This window comes from Alkalibacterium sp. m-11 (genome assembly GCF_054658155.1).
Genome location: NZ_BAAGIR010000011.1, coordinates 18,735 through 38,829 on the forward strand (window position 1 = coordinate 18,735; position 20,095 = coordinate 38,829).

Here is a 20,095-nt window from a genome sequence, read left to right on the forward strand (position 1 = left end):
GTGCATAATTTATGAAAATATTAGTAACTGGTGGCGGTACCGGAGGCCATATCTATCCGGCTCTTGCACTGATCAAACGGATGAAAGCGATGAATGACGACATCGAATTTTTGTATGTCGGCACAGAGAGAGGACTGGAAAGTACAATTGTCCCGAATTATACCATCCCGTTCAAGGCATTAAAGGTAGAAGGATTCAAGAGGAAGCTTAATTTTGAAGGAATAAAATATAATCTGAAAACTATCGGATATTTTATACAGTCCATAAGAAAATCTAAAAAAATAATTGACGAATTTTCCCCTGATGCAGTCATTGGAACCGGAGGGTATGTCAGTGCTCCCGTCTGCTATGCAGCAGCTAAAAAGGGAATACCGACAGTGATCCATGAGCAGAACAGCGTTGCCGGGATCACAAATAAGTTTCTGGCCCGTTATGTATCTGCTATAGCAATCTGCTTCAAGGATGCAGAAAATCAGTTTAAAGGACATGAAAATAAGATTGTATTTACAGGTAATCCAAGAGCTCAGGAAGTCGCAGATATTCAGGCGAACGATAGCTTGCAGACATTTAAACTGAATCCCAAACAACCAACTGTCCTTATTTTTGGTGGAAGCAGAGGAGCAGCAGCGATTAATAAAACAGTGATCGATCATTGTCAGGCGTTCGTCGAAGCTGATTATCAGGTTCTGTTTGTGACAGGTAGAGAGCACTATGAAGACTTGTCTGAAAAATGGAAAAGCAGCTGTGGACTTGAAGAGGAACACTCCAAAGTCAGTATAGTCCCTTACATTGAAGACCTGCCCAGCGTCTTCGCATCGGTTTCACTAGTTGTGTCAAGAAGCGGAGCAACTACCCTGGCGGAACTGACAGCTCTTGGTGTCCCAAGTGTACTGATTCCAAGTCCTAATGTGACAGAAGATCATCAGACGAAGAATGCCAGAAGTCTGTCGGAAGCAGGAGCAGCAGAGCTTATTCGTGAAGATGAACTGAACAGCAGCAAATTTATTGAAACAGTGAATCGCCTTATGTCGGATGAAGGTATGAGAAATGATATGGCAGCTAAAGCTAAACAGCTCGGAGTGCCTGATGCATCTGACAAGATTATTCATCTGTTGATGACACTATTGAATGGTTAAGAGTTTTAGGAGAAGTGACTATGTCAAAAAAAGAGGGACTAGAGGAAACTGCCGGTAATAGTCAGGCAGGAACAGCTTCTTCAGGTCATACAGAAAGCAGAAGAAGACTCTACTGGAAATGGTCTGGCTTGATGCTGGTCTTTACACTGGCCATATTTGTTTCACTTTATACAATCAGTTCATACAGCAATGTGAAAGATGTATCAGTGGAAGGGACCAGTGAGGTATATGATCAGGAAGTATTCAATAACAGTTCGATCACTATAGGGGATTCTGTTCTAGGTACGTATTTTGGAAGAGAAGATATCGAAACAAGGATAACAGAAGCAATTCCTCAGGTTTCCGGTGCTGAACTGAAGGTGACTGGACTGCAGTCTGTAGCGATAACGATCAGCGAATACGAAACAGTTGCGTTTCTTCAGACGGATGATCATTACCAGAAAATACTTGAGAATGGTGTCATTCTGGATGAAACGTTACCTAGAATCACATCCAGCCAGCCCATACTGCTGAATTTTTCACAAGGAGAAGCGCTCGAGCGCATGCTTTCGACTTATGAAGAAGTGGATGACCAGGTTCAGTCATTGATATCTGAAATAGTACACGTGGAAGATGATCACAACCCGATGCTTGTACGGGCATTTATGAACGATGGAAATGAGGTGCTTGCCTCGATCCCGACTTTTGCAGAACGGATGAACTATTATCTCCAGATGAGAGAAACAGTAGATGGTAATGGTGTTTTCGATCTGGAAGCCGGTGCTTATTTCATCCCTTATGACTCAGAGGAATACGAGTCCTATGAAAATGAAGAGGATATGGATCAGGGCGGGGAGTAGTCTGCTCTTATAAATATCTAAGAAGTCTCATCCTGGCGGTGAGGCTTTTTTAATTACTAATTTTGGAAATCGAAGCATCTGTACTGTTACAGAAAAGCAATTCAAATATACTGATAAATCAATAAATAGGCTTCAATATACACGTGAGTTTATGGTAGAATGATATGTATCAATAGTTAAAATCGAAACAGCGTGTTTGAATTTGATTATTGAAGAATGGGAGGTTTCAATAAAGTGAAGGATGGAATTTATTCAAGTTTAGATATTGGAACCACTTCAATAAAAGTCATTGTTTCTGAAGTGTTGAATGGCAAGATGAATGTTATTGGAGTTGGCAGTGAAAAATCTAATGGAATCAACAAAGGATTAATAATTGATATTGACGAAACAGCACTGTCTATAACAAAAGCAGTCAAACAGGCAGAAGAAAAATCTGGTATACAGATCGGCTCACTCATTGTAGGGGTACCTGCCACTAATATTGAAATCAATCCTTTTCACGTGACCGTTTCAAATGAAAATGCTTCACAGGAAATTAACGAATCATTACTCAAAAAAATTATAGAGCAAGTCAGGACTAAGAAAACACCGTCCGATAAGACACTTCTCTCGATTATGGTAGAAGAGTTTTTAGTCGATGGGTTCGACGGGATAAAAGATCCTAGAAAAATGGTTGGAGATCAAGTTGAACTTTACGGCACACTTCTGGCGACATCAAAAACAGTTCTGCACAACATTAAAAAAAGCGTCAATAATGCAGGGTACAGTATCAGCGATTTGATTTTTCAGCCTGAAGCGATGGCTGGACTGATCATGTCAGAAGATGAGCGACGTTTCGGCACCATTCAGATTGATCTTGGGGGAGGGCAGACTTCCGCTTCTGCTGTTCATGACGAACAGGTGAAATATGCCACAATCGTTCAGGAGGGTGGAGAAAACATCACAAAAGATATCTCAGTTGTTCTGAATACGTCATTGAAGAATTCTGAGAAGCTTAAAAGAGAAGTTGGCTATGCGTATAGTGAACTGACTGATGAAAGAGACCAGACCCTTTCAATAGATGTTGTTGGACAAGAAGGGACAGTAGATGTAAAGGAATCATACATCGCTGAAATAATTGAGGCCAGACTGGCTCAGATTTTTGAAAAAATTAAATTTGAACTGGATAATATAGGTGCATTTGATCTTCCGGGTGGAATCATTCTAACAGGTGGTACAGCTGCCATAACTGGAGTGAAAGAACTGGCGGAAGACATTTTTGAAGTGAATATCAAAACGTACATACCCGATTTCATGGGCGTTCGTTACCCTTCTTTCTCAAATGCCATTGCACTTGTTTACACTAAAGCACATATGGATGAGCTGACCAAGCTTCTCAATACCATTGTCTTGAACAATGAGTATATACAGACGGAAGATCAGCCAGCTGAAAAACTTCCAGCTGTCTCCAGCAAGCAGTCTAAAGTCAGCAGTAACCACAGTAATGCTTCTAGCGATTCATTTATTGATAAAATAAAATCAATCTTTTCGAGTTTTTTTGATTAAATTGGATAAGGTTATACAGGAGGAAAAAGAATGGAATTAGGATTTGATTCAGCAATCTCAAACGGAGCAGTCATTAAAGTAATCGGTGTGGGTGGAGCTGGAGGAAACGCTGTTAACCGTATGATCGAAGACGATGTACAAGGCGTGGAATTTATTGTTGCAAATACTGACCTGCAGGCACTGGATATGATGAGTGCAGAAACTAAAATTCAATTAGGACCTAAGCTGACTAGAGGACTTGGAGCAGGAGCCAACCCCGAAGTAGGAAGAAAATCTGCTGAGGAAAGTGAAGAAGCTATTGCCGATGCTCTACAGGGAGCTGATATGGTTTTCGTCACTGCAGGAATGGGTGGCGGAACTGGAACTGGTGCTGCGGGAATCGTGGCACGTATTGCTAAAGAACAAGGCGCACTGACAGTCGGTGTCATTACTCGACCATTCACTTTTGAAGGACCGAAGAAAGGCCGATTCGCAGCCGAGGGTATTGCATCAATGCGTGAACATGTGGATACACTAGTAACGATCTCAAATAACCGTTTGCTTGAAATCGTAGATAAGAAGACCCCGATGATGGAAGCTTTCAGAGAGGCTGACAACGTTTTAAGACAAGGGGTACAGGGTATTTCAGATCTGATCACGAATCCCGGTTATGTCAACTTGGACTTTGCAGATGTTAAAACTGTCATGGAAAATCAGGGATCAGCATTGATGGGTATCGGTACAGCAACAGGAGAAAACCGAACAGCTGAAGCAACTAAAAAAGCAATCTCATCACCACTACTTGAAGTCTCTCTGGATGGTGCTGAAAATGTACTTCTAAATATTACGGGCGGATCTGACCTGACGCTATTTGAAGCACAGGATGCTTCAGATATCGTGTCTGCAGCAGCTACAAACGACGTTAATATTATCTTCGGTACATCAATCAATGAAGATCTGGGCGATGAGGTTATCGTAACGGTTATTGCAACAGGTATAGATGCTGAGAAAAACCAGAAGCAGAAGCCAGCTCCATCTAAGAAGCAGTCAAAACCTTCCACACCTGCATCAAATGAAAAGGATCCTTTCGGCAACTGGGATATCCGTAAAGAACCTAACCTCAGGGACAGACACAATGCAGACCTGGACGAAAAAGCTAAAAACCGTAAAGAGTCGGCTTCCGGAAATCTATTTTCCAGAGATGATGAAACCGACAGCACAAATGAAGAAATGGACACTCCGCCGTTCTTCAGACGTCGACGTAAATAACAGTCACTGGAAAGGAAGAGTAAAATGAGCATCAAAGATAAACTGAATGATTACTTTTCTTTAAACGATACTGACAACGACCTGGAAGAAGACCTGTCAGAGCAGACACCGAAAAAAGAGAAGAAAAAAGCCACTGAGGCAGCTGCCCCGACTTATAGAGGGGTCGACGAGCTAAAAAAATCTGCCTCTCAGAATGTTGTGGCCATCAACCACCAGCAGGCTCTGAAAAAGCCTCGCATTAAAGTGATGGAACCAAGGCTCTATTCTGATGTTCAGTCCATTGCTGACCTGCTTCTTGGCAATCAGTCAGTCATCCTGAACTTCAGAAGAATGGAAAAGAATCAGGCCAAGAAAATGATCGATTTTCTTATGGGGACCACCTATGCGATCAAGGGAGATATTCAGAGACTCGGCGAAGAAATTTTCATCTGTACCCCTCATTCTTTCGAAATCGATGGGGCAGAACTACAGGCATTAAAAAACAGTGAATACTAATGAGAACGGAGCTTTACTTTATAAATGGGCCTTCAAATATTAAGTGTGCTATATAATCTAATCATGCAGGGGCTGCAGGTCTATAGAATAGCACTTGTTGTATACTTTTTGCTGTCATGGCTTCCAGGTGGATATCAGTCTAGCCTGGGGCAGTTTCTGATCAGAATCTGTGAACCGTATGTCGGATTCTTCAGACGCTTCGTTCCGCCGATTGGAATGATCAGTTTGGCAGGACTAGCCGCACTATTTTCTCTGACATTTGTGGGTTACGGAATTGATGCAGTTTTCAGCATACTATTTAATCTAGTTAGACAGTTTGGATGAGATGACAATGGAATCAGTGTATCAGCATTTTAGAGAAGAAGAAAAACAGTTTATCGATCAAGTCAGTGACTGGCTGCGTCAGGTGGAAATGCAGTATACGCCATACCTCAGTCCATTTCTGGATCCTAGACAGCAGTTTATTGTTGAGTCGATAGCTGGGCAATATGACGATATAAAGATAAGTACGTATGGGGGATATGAGGCAGCCGAACGCAGGCGCCTCTTTCTGTCACCGTCTTACTTTGATCCTGCTCAGAATGATTTCGACATTAGAATCGCTGAAATAAGATACCCTAGGAAGTTTGCGGACTTGAGTCACGGAAAAATACTCGGTACGCTTATCGGGTCAGGAATCGACAGGAGTACAATTGGAGATATCATTTCAGATGGTGACCGCTGGCAGTTCTTTGCAGACGGATCGATCATGGATTTCTTGATGTCTTCTGTAGACAAGATAGGAAAAATCACTATCCAGCTTGAAGAAATATCCTATACGGATCTGATTCTTCCAAAAGACAGCTGGGAAGATAGAGATGAAATTGTTTCTTCATTAAGACTGGATGTTGTTCTTGCTGGTGCTTTTAATATTTCCAGACAGAAATCCAAAGAGCTTATTGCTTCTGGAAAAGTAAAGGTAAACTGGAATGAAACAGATCGGCCGGATACTGTACTCGGTATTAATGATGTCGTATCTATTAGGGGATACGGTCGGTTAAGACTGCAGTCGATTGAAGGGAAAACAAAAAAAGAAAAAATCCGACTATCGCTGGGCGTTCTGGACAGAAACAGTTAATTGTTTCTTGAGATAATGATTCAGTTTCATTATACTAAAGGCATTGGAGCCTAATAAAATGTGGAGGTGTTTTTCCATGGCATTAACACCATTGGATATACATAATAAGGAATTTCCTGTTAAAATGCGAGGGTATGATCAGGACGAAGTAAATGATTACCTTGATCAGATTATAAAAGACTATGAAATGCTGTTGAAGCAGAAGAAAGAAACTGAAAAGAAACTGAGTTTTGCTGAAGAAAAACTAGCGAACTATGATCAGATGCATGATTCACTCAATAAATCGATTTTAGTCGCTCAAGATGCAGCTGACCGCTTGAAGCAGAATGCAGAAAAAGAAGCGGAAATGATTACAAAAGAAGCAGAAACACAAGCTTCCAATGTTAAGCACGAAGCAGAGAATCATGCAGATGAGCTTCTGAAAGATGCAGTGAACAAAGCTAGACGCATCGAGCAGGAAACAGAAGAATTGAGAAAACAGAGCCGTATTTTCAGGCAGAGACTTCAGCTGATGATTGAATCCCAGCTGGAACTGGTTAAAAAGGAAGAATGGGAGGATCTTCTTCAGCCGCCAACCTCTGAACAGCCGGATATCGAAACAATTAAAGAAGTTAAGAAAGAACTGGAAGACAGGCAGAACGAAGATCAGGTCGATGAAGTTGAAGAGACTGAAGAACTGGACGGATACGAAGAAGGCATGACGCCCGCGGTCGAACTTCCTGAAGTAAAATAATTTAAGATACTTAAAACACAACAGATAGTGGACGCTTAACAGAGAGTCAATAACTGGTGAGAATTGACAAGCGGAAGCTATGTGTTATCATTTAAGTCAACAAGTACTGAAATAAGTAAGTACTTGCGTCATTCTGCGTTAAGGAAGCAAAGGAAAGGAGAAGGCTTATTCTTCACTTTTCAAATTAAGGTGGTACCACGATGATTTCGTCCTTTCGGATGAGGTCTTTTTTTTATCAAAAATTATAGAAAAAGGTGAAATGATGGAAATCAAAGATACATTGAATTTACTGAAAACAGATTTTCCCATGCGAGCGGGCTTGCCGAACAAAGAACCAGAGAGACAGAAGGAATGGGAAGAAGCAGACGTCTATAACAAGAGACAGGAGCTGAACAAAGACAAGCCGCCTTTTGTTCTTCATGATGGTCCTCCATATGCGAATGGAAATATCCATATCGGACATGCTTTGAACAAAATTTCAAAGGATATTATCGTCAGATATAAATCCATGTCTGGTTTCAGATCCCCATATGTACCAGGATGGGATACGCATGGATTGCCTATCGAACAGGCCTTGACTAACACAGGAGTAGACAGAAAGTCCATGTCAGTCGTGGAATTCAGAAAGCTTTGTGAAGAATATGCCTGGGAACAGATTGAAAAGCAGAGAACAGACTTCAAACGTCTAGGAGTAGCAGGCGAATGGGATAATCCATACGTGACTTTGAAGAAAGACTATGAAGCGGAACAGATCCGCGTTTTCGGCAAGATGGCTGAAAAAGATTATATCTATCGAGGACTTAAACCGATTTACTGGTCTCCTTCAAGTGAATCAGCTCTTGCTGAAGCAGAAATCGAGTACCATGATGTGCGTTCGGCTAATATTTATGTGGCATTTACAGTAAAAGATGGCAACGATCTTCTGGATAAGGATACATCATTCATCATCTGGACAACGACACCATGGACACTGCCTGCGAACTTAGCTATTGCAGTTAAGCCTGACACGAATTATGCTGTACTGGAAGCAGACGGCCGTAAATTTGTTGTAGCATCCAAACTAGCTGAAGAAGTTGCAGAGACCCTTGAGTGGACTGATGTGACATTGATTAAAGAAGTAGCCGGCAAAGATCTCGAAGGGATCACTGCACAGCATCCATTTTACGATCGTGAGTCTTTACTGATTTTAGGGGATCACGTTACCCTTGAAGATGGTACTGGACTTGTCCATACTGCTCCTGGACACGGGGAAGATGACTTTATCGTCTGCCAGAAGTATCAGTTGCCTGTTCTGTCTCCAGTAGACGAAAAAGGCTGCTTCACTGACGAAGCTCCAGGACTGGAAGGCCAGTTCTATGACAAAGCAAATAAACAGATCACTGAATGGCTGGAAGAGAATGATGCGCTGCTTAAACTTGATTTCTTTACTCACAGCTATCCACATGACTGGCGAACAAAGAAACCGGTAATATTCAGAGCGACTCCGCAGTGGTTTGCTTCTATAAACAATTTCAGAGATGATATTCTTGATGCTGTACAGAAAGTGGACTGGCTGCAGCCTTGGGGAATGCAGCGTATTTATAACATGGTCAGAGACCGTGGAGACTGGGTCATTTCCAGACAGCGTGCCTGGGGTGTACCATTACCGATATTCTACGGTGAAAACGGTGATGCGATCATTACTCCGGAAACAACGGAACATGTTGCCCAGCTATTCGAGGAACATGGCTCGAATATCTGGTTTGAAAAAGAACCTGCAGATCTGTTACCCGAAGGATTCACACATCCATCCAGTCCTAATGGAGTATTTACGAAAGAAACAGATATCATGGACGTATGGTTCGATTCTGGTTCTTCTCACCATGCTGTTCTGCGTAAAAGAGAGAACTTGACTTTCCCGGCAGACTTATACCTTGAAGGATCCGATCAGTATAGAGGCTGGTTCAACTCCAGTATCACGACGTCTGTCGCAATAAATGGAGAATCTCCTTATAAAGCTGTCCTTTCTCAAGGAATGGTTCTTGATGGCAAAGGGAAGAAAATGAGTAAATCGATTGGTAATGTAATCGATCCTAATAAGGTCATCAAGCAGATGGGTGCCGATCTGATCCGTCTTTGGGTATCCAGTGTAGATACTCAGGCAGATGTAAAAGTCAGCATGGATATTCTTAAACAGGTATCGGAAATTTACAGAAAGATCAGAAATACGATTCGCTTCCTGATCCAGAATACTGAAGATTTCGACTTTAAAGCGGATGGTATTGCTTATGAAGACTTACGCCCAGTGGATCAGTACTTGATGAACCGTCTGAACCAGACAGTGAAAAACGTCGTGGATGGCTATGAGCGTTATGATTTCTCAGATATCTTTAAAGAAATCAATCAGTTCTGTACTGTAGATGTTTCAAACTTCTATGCGAACTTCTCCAAGGATGTTCTATACATTGACGCGCCTGATGCCTACAGCAGACGGGCGATGCAGACAGTTTTCTATCACATCATCAGAGATCTGACTAAACTGCTTACGCCGATCCTGCCTCATTCAGCAGAAGAAATGTGGACATACCTGCAGGAAGAAGAGGATTTCGTACAGCTGTCAGAATTCCCTGAAGTACAGTCCTTCAGCAATGAAGAAGAAGTACTTGGAAACTGGAGTGCATTCATGACATTCCGAGACAAAGTACTGAAAGCTAACGAAGTGGCAAGAGAGAATAAAGTGATCGGAAAAGACTTTGAAGCGAAAACGACAGTCTACGCTTCAGATGATATCAGAAGTCTTCTAGATACACTTGACAGTGATATCCGCCAGATCCTTATCGCATCTGAATTAATTGTGAAAAGTCTTGATGAAAAACCTCAAGACGATGAGTCTGTTCTTGATTTAGATGGAGTAGCGATCAAGGTCGAACGTATGCCGGGGGAGGTATGCACACGCTGCCGTATAACGTCTGAAGAGACAGTAGCTCTGAATGAAGATGAGCAGTTGTGCCCGCGCTGCCATTCTATTTGTAAAGAGCACTACCCTGAAGTTCTGAACAGTTAAAGTGATTAAAAAATTGAGTTCCTGTGTTTTCGATTGAAAACTAGAGGAACTCATTTTTTTTATGCTAATTTCAATATAGAGTTATTGATTTAAAGCGTTTGCTTTTGTATAATTTTATATGTAATGGAGGTTTAACTGCTTTATCCTAACTTTCATAGTAGTATGTCAGTATTAGATTTCTGTTGCAAGAAAACAAGTAGGAGGAAAGTACTTATGGCTCAAGGTAAGGTCAAGTGGTTCAACGCTGAAAAAGGCTTCGGATTTATCGAAGTTGATGGACATGAAGATGTATTTGTCCACTACAGTGCAATCAATAGTGAAGGGTATAAGTCACTTGATGATGGTCAGGAAGTAGAGTTCGACATCATCGAAGGCGACAGAGGACCTCAAGCATCCAACGTTGAAAAACAGTGATAATAATAAAAAAACTTCCTCAAGTTACAGACTTGAGGAAGTTTTTTATATGGAAATCTATGATTATAATCTGCTTGCAATCAGGTCATAGATGAATACGATCAATATTGCCCCTACAATTGCAGGAATAATATAGAATCCACCTAATTCAGGTCCCATCTGGAACAATGCATGGCCTGCCCAAGCACCAACGAAACCTATAATAATGTTACCTATAATACCACCTGGTACATCAGTACCGACAATAGCCTGACCGATTGCACCAATAACTCCACCCACAATAAGTGACCAAATAAATCCTAACATAATACATCTCTCCTCTTTCGTTTTGAATAACTTACATACTTAGTATAGTAAACTGTCACATTTTATTCAAATATTTACACTTAAGAAAAGATAAGGTTGTACTAATTAATTAGAATTAGTTGTTTTTGGTTCAGTCAGTTGTAGTAATTGATCTTTCAAACGGCTTTCAAGCTGCTGAAGCTGAACTTCTGCTTCTTTACGCTTGGAACGTCCTTCCCGCTGAATAGATAAGGTTTCTTCCAATGTCTCAACAAGATCGGCCTGCGTTTTTTCAAGCGTTTCGATATCGATGACTCCGCGCTCGTTTTCTTTAGCCGTTTCAATTGAGGACTGTTTTAACATTTCTGAATTCTTAGTCAGAAGCTCATTGGTTGTTTCGGAAACCTGTCTTTGAGCCGTTACAGCTTCTTTCTGACGGAGGAGAGTCAGTGCAACAACGATCTGGTTTTTCCATAAAGGAATAGCAGTATTAATGGATGTCTGTATTTTTTCACTTAAAGCCTGATTGGTATTCTGGATGAGACGGATTTGTGGTGCCTGCTGAATAGTCATCTGACGAGCGGTCTTTAAATCATATACTCGTTTGTCCAGGCGATTCAGGAACTGATTCAAGTCATTAACCTTCTGAACTTCCATCTGGTTTCCACTGTCTTCTGCATGCTTGACAGCCTGCGGAATCACTTCATTGCTGAGCTCGTCGATTTTTACTTCTCCAGCTGCAATATAGACATTTAAAGCTTCGAAGTACTCGTAGTTCTTTTCGTACAATTCTTCAAGCATGACATTATCTTTTAGAAGCAGTTCACGTTCTTTATCCAGTTTGACTGCTATTTTGTCGACTTGAGCACCAATCTTCTGGTATTTAGCAGTCGTTTCATAAATTGACCGGTTTATCTTTCGGAACATTTTCTTGAAGATATTCCGGTCATCAGCTTTAAGCTCGTTAGGATTTGCCTCATTCAAACGAAACATCAGATCATTGAGGGTTTCACCGATATGGCTAGTCTCCTGATTCTGAACATGGTTCAGTACGGAATGCGAAAATTCACCAAGCTTCTGCTGGGCTTGAGCACCGTAGTTCAGAAGAGAATCAGTATCAGAAGTATCAATCATTTTAGCCAATTCGTAAGCCTGTTTCTTTCTCGTTTCATTTAAAGTATCGATCACTTTTTTTACTTCATTCTGCTTTTTTATCTCATTTTTTTCTACAGTAGGTTCAGTTTTTGCGGAAGCACCAAAAGGATTTGCCAATAAGTCATCGATTTCACTCTGTTCCTTTTTTTCGAATAAATCATTCTCTTCGTTTGCCATTGTAACAGCTCCTTGTGTATGGGTTAGTATTACAGTTCGTCATTCAATGTACGTTTGGCTAGTTCGATTTCTACATCAAGATCCTGGATATCGTCTTCTTTAAACATGACATAGTCTTCTACAATCTGTCCGCACATTTTGTCGATTGTCTGAGACGATTTCTCAAGAATATCATAGGTCGCTTTGCTTTTAGCCTTGTGATTTTCGATTTCGACGTATTTCTTAACCAGATCTGCCAGTGATGGCAGGTGGACGTATAGAAACTGGTCGACTTCATGGAGACGATCAGGTTCATCGGTAATTTCCTTGAACAATGCTTTTGATAGGGCTATCGTGTTATTGCGGTTTTCAATTGCTCTAAGCTTACCAGACTGAGTCATATTCTTTTCGATCATTATAACCTGTTCTTTCGCTTTGTGCATTGTTTTTCTGAAGTACTGAATATCTTCTTTAGATAGGCCTTTTGAAGTATAAAAGGCTTCTTTCTCCTGGGTCATCTTCGGTAATTTTTGGCTTGTATTCTTTGCAGAAGATGTCTTTCTACCGAATTTTTTCAACATAAGCACTCCAGCTCCTATACTCAGCCCCAAAGCGAGCAGTCCGTTAAATTCAAGTCCGATCATCATGATGAATATAAATAGAGAAGTGAGTAAAGTTAGTGTATAAATTAAAGATGTATATAGTGTTGACTGTTTCATTGTTGATCCTCCATTCTGGTGAAACGATTACTTATTCTAACTATATAGTATCACAAAATCTGGTAGAATTGACATAAGACCTAAGATGGATTTAACAGGATATGAACGATAATTATATAATGAAAATTGCTGGCGAATCCTGTATGATTAACGGTATGTGAGGAGTGGACCAATGGATTTTAAAGAAGAAACGATCAAGGAAACATCAGTATATAAAGGAAACATTACAGAGTATACGGTACAGGAAGTCAGGCTGCCTAATGGAAAAACGGCTCAGAGAGAAATAGTCAGACACGATGGAGCTGCTGCGGTCATTCCTTTTATCAACGACGATGAAATCATACTTGTCAAACAGTACCGTAAGGCGATCGAGCAGATCAGTATTGAAATACCTGCTGGCTTGAAAGACGAGTCGGATGCCAGTGCATCTGTAACTGCTGCACGTGAACTTGAAGAAGAAACTGGCTATAGAGCAAATAACCTTTCTTTTGTGACTTCTTTTTATAGTACACCTGGGTTTACAGATGAATTTCTTGAAATCTATGAAGCGACAGATTTGTACTTAGCAGAAAATCCGCTTTCCCAAGATGAGGATGAAAATGTCGAAGTAATGATCGTAACATATGATGAAGCCTGGGATCTATATGAACAAGGGTTACTCAGGGATTCCAAGACAGTTTTCGCCTTGTTTTACTGGAAAATGAAAAAATCTATGAAGAAAGACTGAGGATGATAAGGATGTCTTCAAGAAGTGAACTGAAAAAACAGAAAGAACTGGATGAAATAAAGAAAAAAAAAGAAAGCAGATTAAGAAAAGCTGAAGATCGGAAGAACGAAAGAAAACTATCTAAAAAAGGACGCACATCAAAGAAAAGACTGAATGAGATGGAGAAGTACCGCCGAGTGGAAAAACAGCTTACTCTAGCTATCGTTATAGTCACTCTGCTGCTTATAATCGTTCTGGCGTTCGTTTTCTTTATCTGATCTTATCACTATAATGAAAGGGTGTTTAGATGAAATTAGGAATTATAGCTGCGATGGAGCAGGAAATCCGATTGCTCACTGACGAGTTGTCTGATTTGACGCAGACTAAGATCGCGAGTCAGACCTTTTATGAAGGTAAGATAGGACAAACCAATGTCGTTCTAGTACAGTCTGGTATTGGAAAAGTCAACGCAGCGATCGCAACGACTCTGCTGATCAACAGATTTAATGCTGATACGGTAATCAATACAGGATCAGCAGGAGGCATAGGAGAAGGACTCAGAGTAGGGGACCTTGTCATTTCAACAAGATTGAGCTACAATGACGCCGACGCAAGAGCCTTTGGTTATGCATTCGGTCAGATACCCCAGATGCCTGAATACTACGAAGCAGATACAGGAACAGTAAAGGTTTTAAAAACAGCGGCTTTAAAGAGTGAGTGGATAGTTAAAGACGGGCTTATAGTGAGTGGGGATTCCTTTATCAGCAATGCTTCTGCAATCCAGCAAATCAAATCCTATTTCAGTGATGCACTGGTTACAGAAATGGAAGGAACAGCTGTCGCACAAACGTGTTATCAGTTCGATATTCCATTTGCTGTGGTCAGGGCAGTATCTGATGTCGCAGATGAAGAAGCATCTGTGTCATTCAATGAATTTATCGAATCTGCTGGGAAAAAATCTGCAGAAATGGTTCTTTGGTATATTGAGTTAATAGAAGAAAATGATTCGGTCGACTCGTCATCTATATGAGCAAATAAACCGGTTAAGCTGATCACTATTAGCATCGTAAAACCCGTTATATCACAAGGAGATGTAAATGTCTCACCTTGTGATATAACGGGTTTTACTTTAAGGCTATAGATTGCAGGAAATTAGTCTGCAGTCATCTTTTTGTGAAAGATTGCATTTGTTCAAATTATTCGATATAATACTCGAAGAGAATGATAATCATTCTCAGTTACTGAACAAAAATACTACAATCGATTGAATGTTAAAGGACTGGGTGAGATGGAAGGCAGCAAAATTAAAAATCGGAAGCCGTTTAATTGGATTATGATCGCCTTGCTGTTTGTTTTTACAGTAGTCTCCATCTTTACCGGCGTAACTGATTTGAGCATCAGAAACGTATTCAGTCTGACTGACACACAAAGGCTGATTCTGTTGACTACTCGACTGCCGAGAACGATAAGTCTGATACTGGCGGGCAGTACATTAGCTATTTCAGGTCTACTGATGCAGCAGCTGACACAAAACAAATTCGTTTCTCCTACAACTGCGGGAACACTTGCGAGTGCACGGTTAGGCATAGTTACAGCCATTATTTTCTTTTCACATTATTCGCTGACTCAAAAAACTGTTCTGGCATTTATCTTTTCACTGATCGGCACATTTACTTTTATTCTGTTTGTCCGTTCCGTCAAGATTAAAAATGCAGTAATGATTCCTCTAGTAGGGCTGATGTTCGGAAATATAGTCAACTCGTTGAGTACATACCTGGCTGTCCAGTATGAAGTTGTTCAAAATGCATCCTCTTGGCTTCAAGGAAATTTTTCTCTTATATCTTCTACTAATTATCAGCTGCTGTTTCTTTCTGTGCCGCTGCTGTTTCTCATATACTTGCTTGCGCACTATTTCACTATTATGGGACTGGGAAAAGATGTATCGGTTGAGCTGGGCGTTCCTTATGGCCTTTTAGAGCTCACAGGCGTGACGATTGTCGCACTGGCAACCTCAGCAATTATTCTGACGGTTGGAAGTATTCCATTCGTAGGTATCGTAGTACCTAATCTAATATCTTTGAAAAAAGGTGACCACTTCGGAAAAATACTTTTTCCTACCGCAGGCTTTGGTGCACTGTTTCTTCTGGTCACCGATGTCTTATCACGTACGCTCATCTTTCCATATGAAATACCGATCAGTGTCGTCATTGGTGTGGTAGGAAGTGTGCTCTTCTTATACTTACTGCTTCGAGGGGAATCCAGATGAATACAAAACGATTAAACCTGATTTTCTCACTGCTGCTGATTAGCATCTCAGTGTTTCTGTTTTTATACTTGACCGTTAATACAAGAGGGGATCTGTCTTTTGCAATCAGGCTGAGAAGCCAGCGTATTGTCCCATTCTTCCTCGTGGGATTTACGTCTACCATAGCGACCATTGTTTTTCAGACCATGACCCAGAATATTATACTGACACCAAATATTATCGGTCTGGATTCAATGTACATCCTGCTTCAGACGGTCATCTTCTTCTTTTTTTGTATGAACCATGTCCTGGTTACTCATCACCAGCTCAATTTTTTCCTGAGTCTGCTGCTGATGATTGGAGGGAGCCTGGGCATGTTCTGGCTGTTCTTCAAGAAATATCCAGGGAAGATCTATCTTATGCTGATGACAGGACTGATCCTCGGAACATTTTTCAGCAGCTTCACTAATTTTCTTCAAGTCATTATTGATCCAAATGAATTTGAGAGTCTGTTTGCACGAACGATCGCCAGTTTCAATAGAGTAGATGTGACACTCGTCGGCTTCTCGGTTCTCATAACGGTTCCTGTACTTATTTATCTCTTTAAAGAAAGCCGGACCCTGGATGTTCTTCATCTAGGAAGAGCTTACGCCTTGAATCTGGGAATCAATATCGACAAGTACTACCTGATCCTGTTCATCATGGTAAGTATCCTTACAGCTGTATCGACTGCTCTAGTGGGTCCTGTATCCTTCTTAGGGTTTATCGGAACTAATATTGCTTATCGTCTGTTCAACACATATAAACATGCAACCTTGTTTATTGGAGGCAGCCTTATCTCGGTATTATTCATACTCTCCGGTCAGCTGTTGGTTGAACATGTCTTCAGATTACAAACGACATTAGGTGTAATTATTCAGTTCGCAGGGGGCATCTACTTCCTGTATATATTATTTAAAGAAAGGGATGTTTGATTATGATGGAAGTCCAGAACGCGACAAAAAGTTATGGCGAAACAATTGTAGTAAACAATGTCAGCTTGCCGATCGAAAAGGGTAAGATGACTGCATGCATCGGACCTAACGGAGCAGGAAAGAGCACGCTGCTCGAAATGGTAAGTAGACTGATTCCTCAGGATACCGGACATATCTATATAGATGGAAACGAGGTAAAAACCTGGAAGAAAGGTGATTTTGCCAAGCGACTGTCTGTACTTAAACAGACCAATCAGATGAATGTCCGGCTCACGGTAAGAGAGCTCGTCTCATTTGGGCGATTTCCTTATACAAAAGGCCGGCTGAATCAGCATTGTCATGAGGTGATTGACAATTCCTTGGAGTATTTGGGGCTTTTAGATCTACAGAGCCGTTATATCGATACACTGTCAGGAGGTCAGCTTCAGAGAGCGATGATCGCTATGGTTCTCTGTCAGGATACAGATTATATCCTGCTGGACGAACCGTTAAATAATCTCGATATGAGTTACGGGGTCCAGATGATGAAAACACTCAGACGCCTGGTTGATGAACTTGGAAAGACAGTCATAACTGTCGTGCATGACATCAACTTTGCTGCAAGTTATGCGGACAATATTGTCGCCATGAAAGAAGGCCGACTTTTTGCTTCCGGACCGGTTGACGAGATGATCACTAAACCTGTACTGGATGACTTGTACGATATGGATGTCAAGATTATTGAAAGTAACGGCACTAAATATTGTCTGTACTATACTAATTAAATTTAAAAACAAAGAATAGGAGAAGAGACAATGAAGAAATCAGATTTAGTAAGATGGGGACTCATTCTGAGTACACTGACCTTAACAGCATGCGGAGACACACAAGAAGAGAATGTGGATTCAAGTGCAGCTGACGGAGAAGAAACTGTGTTAGAAGACAGTTCAGAAGAAAACGTGGAAGAAACGGAAGAATCACCTTCTGTCGTGACGATTGAAGATGCTGCAGGCAATACAGTAGAGGTACCGGCTGATCCGCAGACTATAGCTGTGTTTGACAACGGCCAGCTGGATAATCTGTCTACCCTAGGTCTTGGAGAGCGTGTGGTGCTGATAGCTTCTCCTAATCTTCCTGATCATTTATCTGAGTACGAAGATATTGAGGTTGCCGGAAGCTTTTTTGAGATCGATCTGGAAGTGACAAATGCAGCTCAACCTGATCTGATTATAGTAGCTGGTCGGTCAAGTTCGGCCTATGATGATCTGAAAGATATTGCTCCGACGATCGATTTGAGTAATGACTCGACAGCCTATTTTGACTCAATAGACAGCAATCTGGACCGTCTTGGTATGATTTTTGGTTTAGAAGATGAAGCAGAAGCCATCATGTCAGAACTTAAAACTGAGCTTGAAGAGCTGAGAGAGCGTGCAGAGGCGTCAGAGTTGACGACTTTAATGGCTATGTACAATGAAGGCTCACTTTCAGCATATGGACCGGGTTCACGATTCGGTGTGGTTCATGATGCCTTTGGATTTACACCTGTTGATGAAGGGATCGAAGAAGCAAATCACGGCATGGAAATCTCCTTCGAATATGTGCTCGAGATGGATCCGGATCTTCTCTTTGTCATTGACCGAACAGCTGCAATAGGTGGCGATACGTCTTCTCAGCCAATAGAAGAAAATCCGGTCATGCAGCAGACATCCGCATTCCAGTCTGATTCCATTTACTATCTTTCACCAGCTGCATGGTACCTCGCTGAAGGCGGCGTAGGAACATTCCGCATCATGATGGATGAAGTAGGACAAGCTCTAGATTAATTGGACACACGACTTAAATAAGGGGGTAAGGTATCGGGATGAACTAATCCTGCATCCTTTCTCCTTTTTTGATACACTAATAAAGCAATGATAAATCAGGAGGTTGTTATGGAAAATTATTTCGAACCAGAACATTTCAGTATTTTTTCAGTCGATGGACTGGATGAGAGGATGGCACTGATCAGAGAACAGATCCAGCCTGTTTTCCAGTCATTCGGTGATGAATTCAAAGCCCAGGTGAATACGCAGACGGCATTTGACGGAGGCTTTCACATTGCCCAACATAGACGCAGAACTGCTAACGCTCCGGAAAGTACGTGGAGTGCTCTTGGAGGAAATGCTAGAGGCTACAAGAAGTATCCGCATATCCAGCTGGGAATCAACAGCGATCATATTTTTCTCTTCCTGTCACTGATCGATAACCCGGTCCATGAGAAGGCAATGGGTCAGCATCTTCTCGAAAACCTGGAGTTGTTCGATCATCTATCAGCGGAGTATGTTATTTCACCTGATCATACTAAACCTGATCTTATAAAAGCAGATAATGGAACGATTGAAACCACCTTGAATAGACTGCTTAAAGTAAAAAAAGGAGAGTTCATGATAGGTAAGATCATGCGTGAAGATAGTATAGAGTTGTCGGATAAAGACGCACAGTTTGACTTCTATAAAAAAACACTCGATGACCTTATGCCTATCTATTCCCGCCTGCTTGATGTTCATCAGAAGAACGAGAACTAACTTAAAGGATAAAGGAGTTTGTCATATGCAGTCAGAGAAAGAGAAAATGACAGCAGGAGAGATGTATGACCCATCTGATCCTGAACTGATAAAAGGAAGACGCAAAGGCCACTATAGAGCTCAAGATTTCAACAGAGCTGATACTGATGAAGAGAGAAAGCGGATCATTAAGGATCTGTTCGGAACCACTGGTGAAACTATTAAAGTGGAACCGACTGTGCGTGTAGATTATGGATATAATATACATGTAGAGGAAAATTTCTATGCCAATTTCAACTGTGTGTTTCTGGATGTCTGCCCAATTCGCATTGGGAAGAATGCGATGCTGGGCCCGGGAGTCAGTATTGTTACACCTGAACATCCTCTACTACCAGCAGAACGGAATTCAGGGTATGAATTCGGGAGACCAGTGACTGTGGGGGATAACTGCTGGATCGGAGCAGATGCGACGATCGTAGGCGGCTCTGAACTGGGCAATAATGTAGTTGTTGCTGCTGGAGCTGTAGTTAATGGCGTCTTTCCTGACAATGTTGTGATCGGTGGAGTGCCGGCCCGTATCATTAAGAACATACCGGTTAATTAACAAGGCCAGTCTTCATAGGCCTTTTTTACTTGTAGAATAGGAAAGTATAAAGTTTTACCCGCTAGAAAGCCTATCACCTCAAACGTTAATCACTATCACTTGATTTGAAAAGAGAGGGGATTTAAAGGTACACTATACGTATGGTAGAGAAAAGCATTC

At 41.3% G+C, this 20,095-nt stretch carries 22 protein-coding genes; 19 read left to right on the forward strand and 3 right to left on the reverse strand.

What is annotated here, in order from left to right; all coding sequences use genetic code 11:
- Positions 1–11: 11 nt before the first annotated feature.
- From murG to ACYQ2O_RS02595, 10 genes are all read left to right on the forward strand, one after another.
- Positions 12–1,136 (forward strand): undecaprenyldiphospho-muramoylpentapeptide beta-N-acetylglucosaminyltransferase, encoded by a 1,125-nt coding sequence (murG, locus tag ACYQ2O_RS02550; RefSeq protein WP_346025474.1) that lies wholly within the window; start codon positions 12–14, stop codon positions 1,134–1,136.
- 20 nt (positions 1,137–1,156) lie between these two features.
- Positions 1,157–1,975, forward strand: coding sequence for a cell division protein FtsQ/DivIB (locus ACYQ2O_RS02555; protein WP_346025475.1), 819 nt, complete (start codon positions 1,157–1,159; stop codon positions 1,973–1,975).
- A 234-nt stretch (positions 1,976–2,209) separates the two neighbouring features.
- Complete coding sequence (gene ftsA, locus ACYQ2O_RS02560; RefSeq protein ID WP_346025476.1) at positions 2,210–3,520, forward strand: cell division protein FtsA; 1,311 nt, start codon at positions 2,210–2,212, stop codon at positions 3,518–3,520.
- A gap of 30 nt (positions 3,521–3,550) precedes the next feature.
- Positions 3,551–4,768 carry a cell division protein FtsZ gene (ftsZ, locus tag ACYQ2O_RS02565; protein ID WP_346025477.1) on the forward strand — a complete coding sequence of 406 codons (1,218 nt, stop codon included), beginning with the start codon at positions 3,551–3,553 and terminating at the stop codon, positions 4,766–4,768.
- Between the two features lie 24 nt (positions 4,769–4,792).
- The gene (locus ACYQ2O_RS02570; RefSeq protein ID WP_346025478.1) at positions 4,793–5,263 is read left to right on the forward strand and encodes a cell division protein SepF; all 471 of its coding nucleotides are present in this window, start codon (positions 4,793–4,795) and stop codon (positions 5,261–5,263) included.
- Between the two features lie 24 nt (positions 5,264–5,287).
- Positions 5,288–5,587 carry a YggT family protein gene (locus tag ACYQ2O_RS02575; RefSeq protein ID WP_346025479.1) on the forward strand — a complete coding sequence of 100 codons (300 nt, stop codon included), beginning with the start codon at positions 5,288–5,290 and terminating at the stop codon, positions 5,585–5,587.
- A gap of 7 nt (positions 5,588–5,594) precedes the next feature.
- A complete protein-coding gene (locus ACYQ2O_RS02580) occupies positions 5,595–6,380 on the forward strand; it encodes a YlmH family RNA-binding protein (RefSeq protein ID WP_346025480.1) in 786 nt (261 codons plus the stop codon).
- Positions 6,381–6,456: 76 nt separating this feature from the next.
- Entirely contained in the window at positions 6,457–7,113 is a 657-nt protein-coding gene (locus ACYQ2O_RS02585) for a DivIVA domain-containing protein (RefSeq protein WP_346025481.1), read from the forward strand.
- A 262-nt stretch (positions 7,114–7,375) separates the two neighbouring features.
- The gene (gene ileS, locus ACYQ2O_RS02590; RefSeq protein WP_459795929.1) at positions 7,376–10,156 is read left to right on the forward strand and encodes an isoleucine--tRNA ligase; all 2,781 of its coding nucleotides are present in this window, start codon (positions 7,376–7,378) and stop codon (positions 10,154–10,156) included.
- Positions 10,157–10,369: 213 nt separating this feature from the next.
- Positions 10,370–10,570 (forward strand): cold-shock protein, encoded by a 201-nt coding sequence (locus tag ACYQ2O_RS02595; protein WP_459795918.1) that lies wholly within the window; start codon positions 10,370–10,372, stop codon positions 10,568–10,570.
- 63 nt (positions 10,571–10,633) lie between these two features.
- Here ACYQ2O_RS02595 and ACYQ2O_RS02600 read toward each other — a convergent pair whose 3' ends face one another.
- The 3 genes from ACYQ2O_RS02600 to ACYQ2O_RS02610 all read right to left on the reverse strand — a co-directional run bounded on the left by ACYQ2O_RS02600 (position 10,634) and on the right by ACYQ2O_RS02610 (position 12,885).
- Entirely contained in the window at positions 10,634–10,876 is a 243-nt protein-coding gene (locus ACYQ2O_RS02600) for a GlsB/YeaQ/YmgE family stress response membrane protein (protein WP_091264552.1), read from the reverse strand.
- Between the two features lie 105 nt (positions 10,877–10,981).
- On the reverse strand, positions 10,982–12,187 hold the full coding sequence (locus ACYQ2O_RS02605) for a toxic anion resistance protein (protein ID WP_459795920.1): 1,206 nt from the start codon (positions 12,185–12,187) through the stop codon (positions 10,982–10,984).
- Between the two features lie 29 nt (positions 12,188–12,216).
- Entirely contained in the window at positions 12,217–12,885 is a 669-nt protein-coding gene (locus tag ACYQ2O_RS02610) for a 5-bromo-4-chloroindolyl phosphate hydrolysis family protein (RefSeq protein ID WP_459795922.1), read from the reverse strand.
- A 172-nt stretch (positions 12,886–13,057) separates the two neighbouring features.
- Here ACYQ2O_RS02610 and ACYQ2O_RS02615 point away from each other — a divergent pair, with 172 nt between their 5' ends.
- The 9 genes from ACYQ2O_RS02615 (at position 13,058) to ACYQ2O_RS02655 (ending at position 19,936) form a co-directional block, all read left to right on the forward strand.
- Entirely contained in the window at positions 13,058–13,612 is a 555-nt protein-coding gene (locus ACYQ2O_RS02615) for an NUDIX hydrolase (protein ID WP_091478981.1), read from the forward strand.
- An 11-nt stretch (positions 13,613–13,623) separates the two neighbouring features.
- Positions 13,624–13,869: a hypothetical protein gene (locus tag ACYQ2O_RS02620; RefSeq protein ID WP_346025484.1), complete on the forward strand. Its 246-nt coding sequence runs from the start codon at positions 13,624–13,626 to the stop codon at positions 13,867–13,869.
- A 29-nt stretch (positions 13,870–13,898) separates the two neighbouring features.
- Complete coding sequence (locus ACYQ2O_RS02625) at positions 13,899–14,621, forward strand: 5'-methylthioadenosine/adenosylhomocysteine nucleosidase (protein ID WP_459795923.1); 723 nt, start codon at positions 13,899–13,901, stop codon at positions 14,619–14,621.
- Between the two features lie 258 nt (positions 14,622–14,879).
- Positions 14,880–15,857 (forward strand): ABC transporter permease, encoded by a 978-nt coding sequence (locus ACYQ2O_RS02630; RefSeq protein ID WP_459795924.1) that lies wholly within the window; start codon positions 14,880–14,882, stop codon positions 15,855–15,857.
- The gene (locus ACYQ2O_RS02635; RefSeq protein WP_459795925.1) at positions 15,854–16,810 is read left to right on the forward strand and encodes an iron chelate uptake ABC transporter family permease subunit; all 957 of its coding nucleotides are present in this window, start codon (positions 15,854–15,856) and stop codon (positions 16,808–16,810) included. Before ACYQ2O_RS02630 ends, ACYQ2O_RS02635 begins: the two co-directional genes overlap by 4 nt.
- 2 nt (positions 16,811–16,812) lie before the next feature.
- Positions 16,813–17,574, forward strand: coding sequence for an iron ABC transporter ATP-binding protein (locus ACYQ2O_RS02640; protein WP_459795926.1), 762 nt, complete (start codon positions 16,813–16,815; stop codon positions 17,572–17,574).
- Between the two features lie 30 nt (positions 17,575–17,604).
- Complete coding sequence (locus ACYQ2O_RS02645; protein WP_459795927.1) at positions 17,605–18,612, forward strand: siderophore ABC transporter substrate-binding protein; 1,008 nt, start codon at positions 17,605–17,607, stop codon at positions 18,610–18,612.
- Between the two features lie 108 nt (positions 18,613–18,720).
- A complete protein-coding gene (locus ACYQ2O_RS02650; RefSeq protein WP_459795928.1) occupies positions 18,721–19,353 on the forward strand; it encodes a DUF1054 family protein in 633 nt (210 codons plus the stop codon).
- Positions 19,354–19,378: 25 nt separating this feature from the next.
- Positions 19,379–19,936: a sugar O-acetyltransferase gene (locus ACYQ2O_RS02655; protein WP_459769242.1), complete on the forward strand. Its 558-nt coding sequence runs from the start codon at positions 19,379–19,381 to the stop codon at positions 19,934–19,936.
- The last annotated feature ends 159 nt before the right edge of the window (positions 19,937–20,095 follow it).

Excerpts from the sequence above, each read along its gene's own strand:
- murG (WP_346025474.1), top strand. The coding sequence starts at position 12 with ATGAAAATATTAGTAACTGGTGGCGGTACCGGAGGCCATATCTATCCG.
- ACYQ2O_RS02555 (WP_346025475.1), top strand. The coding sequence starts at position 1,157 with ATGTCAAAAAAAGAGGGACTAGAGGAAACTGCCGGTAATAGTCAGGCA.
- ftsZ (WP_346025477.1), top strand. The coding sequence starts at position 3,551 with ATGGAATTAGGATTTGATTCAGCAATCTCAAACGGAGCAGTCATTAAA.
- ACYQ2O_RS02570 (WP_346025478.1), top strand. The coding sequence starts at position 4,793 with ATGAGCATCAAAGATAAACTGAATGATTACTTTTCTTTAAACGATACT.
- ACYQ2O_RS02575 (WP_346025479.1), top strand. The coding sequence starts at position 5,288 with ATGGGCCTTCAAATATTAAGTGTGCTATATAATCTAATCATGCAGGGG.
- ACYQ2O_RS02580 (WP_346025480.1), top strand. The coding sequence starts at position 5,595 with ATGGAATCAGTGTATCAGCATTTTAGAGAAGAAGAAAAACAGTTTATC.
- ACYQ2O_RS02585 (WP_346025481.1), top strand. The coding sequence starts at position 6,457 with ATGGCATTAACACCATTGGATATACATAATAAGGAATTTCCTGTTAAA.
- ileS (WP_459795929.1), top strand. The coding sequence starts at position 7,376 with ATGGAAATCAAAGATACATTGAATTTACTGAAAACAGATTTTCCCATG.
- ACYQ2O_RS02595 (WP_459795918.1), top strand. The coding sequence starts at position 10,370 with ATGGCTCAAGGTAAGGTCAAGTGGTTCAACGCTGAAAAAGGCTTCGGA.
- ACYQ2O_RS02600 (WP_091264552.1), bottom strand. The coding sequence starts at position 10,876 with ATGTTAGGATTTATTTGGTCACTTATTGTGGGTGGAGTTATTGGTGCA.
- ACYQ2O_RS02605 (WP_459795920.1), bottom strand. The coding sequence starts at position 12,187 with ATGGCAAACGAAGAGAATGATTTATTCGAAAAAAAGGAACAGAGTGAA.
- ACYQ2O_RS02610 (WP_459795922.1), bottom strand. The coding sequence starts at position 12,885 with ATGAAACAGTCAACACTATATACATCTTTAATTTATACACTAACTTTA.
- ACYQ2O_RS02615 (WP_091478981.1), top strand. The coding sequence starts at position 13,058 with ATGGATTTTAAAGAAGAAACGATCAAGGAAACATCAGTATATAAAGGA.
- ACYQ2O_RS02620 (WP_346025484.1), top strand. The coding sequence starts at position 13,624 with ATGTCTTCAAGAAGTGAACTGAAAAAACAGAAAGAACTGGATGAAATA.
- ACYQ2O_RS02625 (WP_459795923.1), top strand. The coding sequence starts at position 13,899 with ATGAAATTAGGAATTATAGCTGCGATGGAGCAGGAAATCCGATTGCTC.
- ACYQ2O_RS02630 (WP_459795924.1), top strand. The coding sequence starts at position 14,880 with ATGGAAGGCAGCAAAATTAAAAATCGGAAGCCGTTTAATTGGATTATG.
- ACYQ2O_RS02635 (WP_459795925.1), top strand. The coding sequence starts at position 15,854 with ATGAATACAAAACGATTAAACCTGATTTTCTCACTGCTGCTGATTAGC.
- ACYQ2O_RS02640 (WP_459795926.1), top strand. The coding sequence starts at position 16,813 with ATGATGGAAGTCCAGAACGCGACAAAAAGTTATGGCGAAACAATTGTA.
- ACYQ2O_RS02645 (WP_459795927.1), top strand. The coding sequence starts at position 17,605 with ATGAAGAAATCAGATTTAGTAAGATGGGGACTCATTCTGAGTACACTG.
- ACYQ2O_RS02650 (WP_459795928.1), top strand. The coding sequence starts at position 18,721 with ATGGAAAATTATTTCGAACCAGAACATTTCAGTATTTTTTCAGTCGAT.
- ACYQ2O_RS02655 (WP_459769242.1), top strand. The coding sequence starts at position 19,379 with ATGCAGTCAGAGAAAGAGAAAATGACAGCAGGAGAGATGTATGACCCA.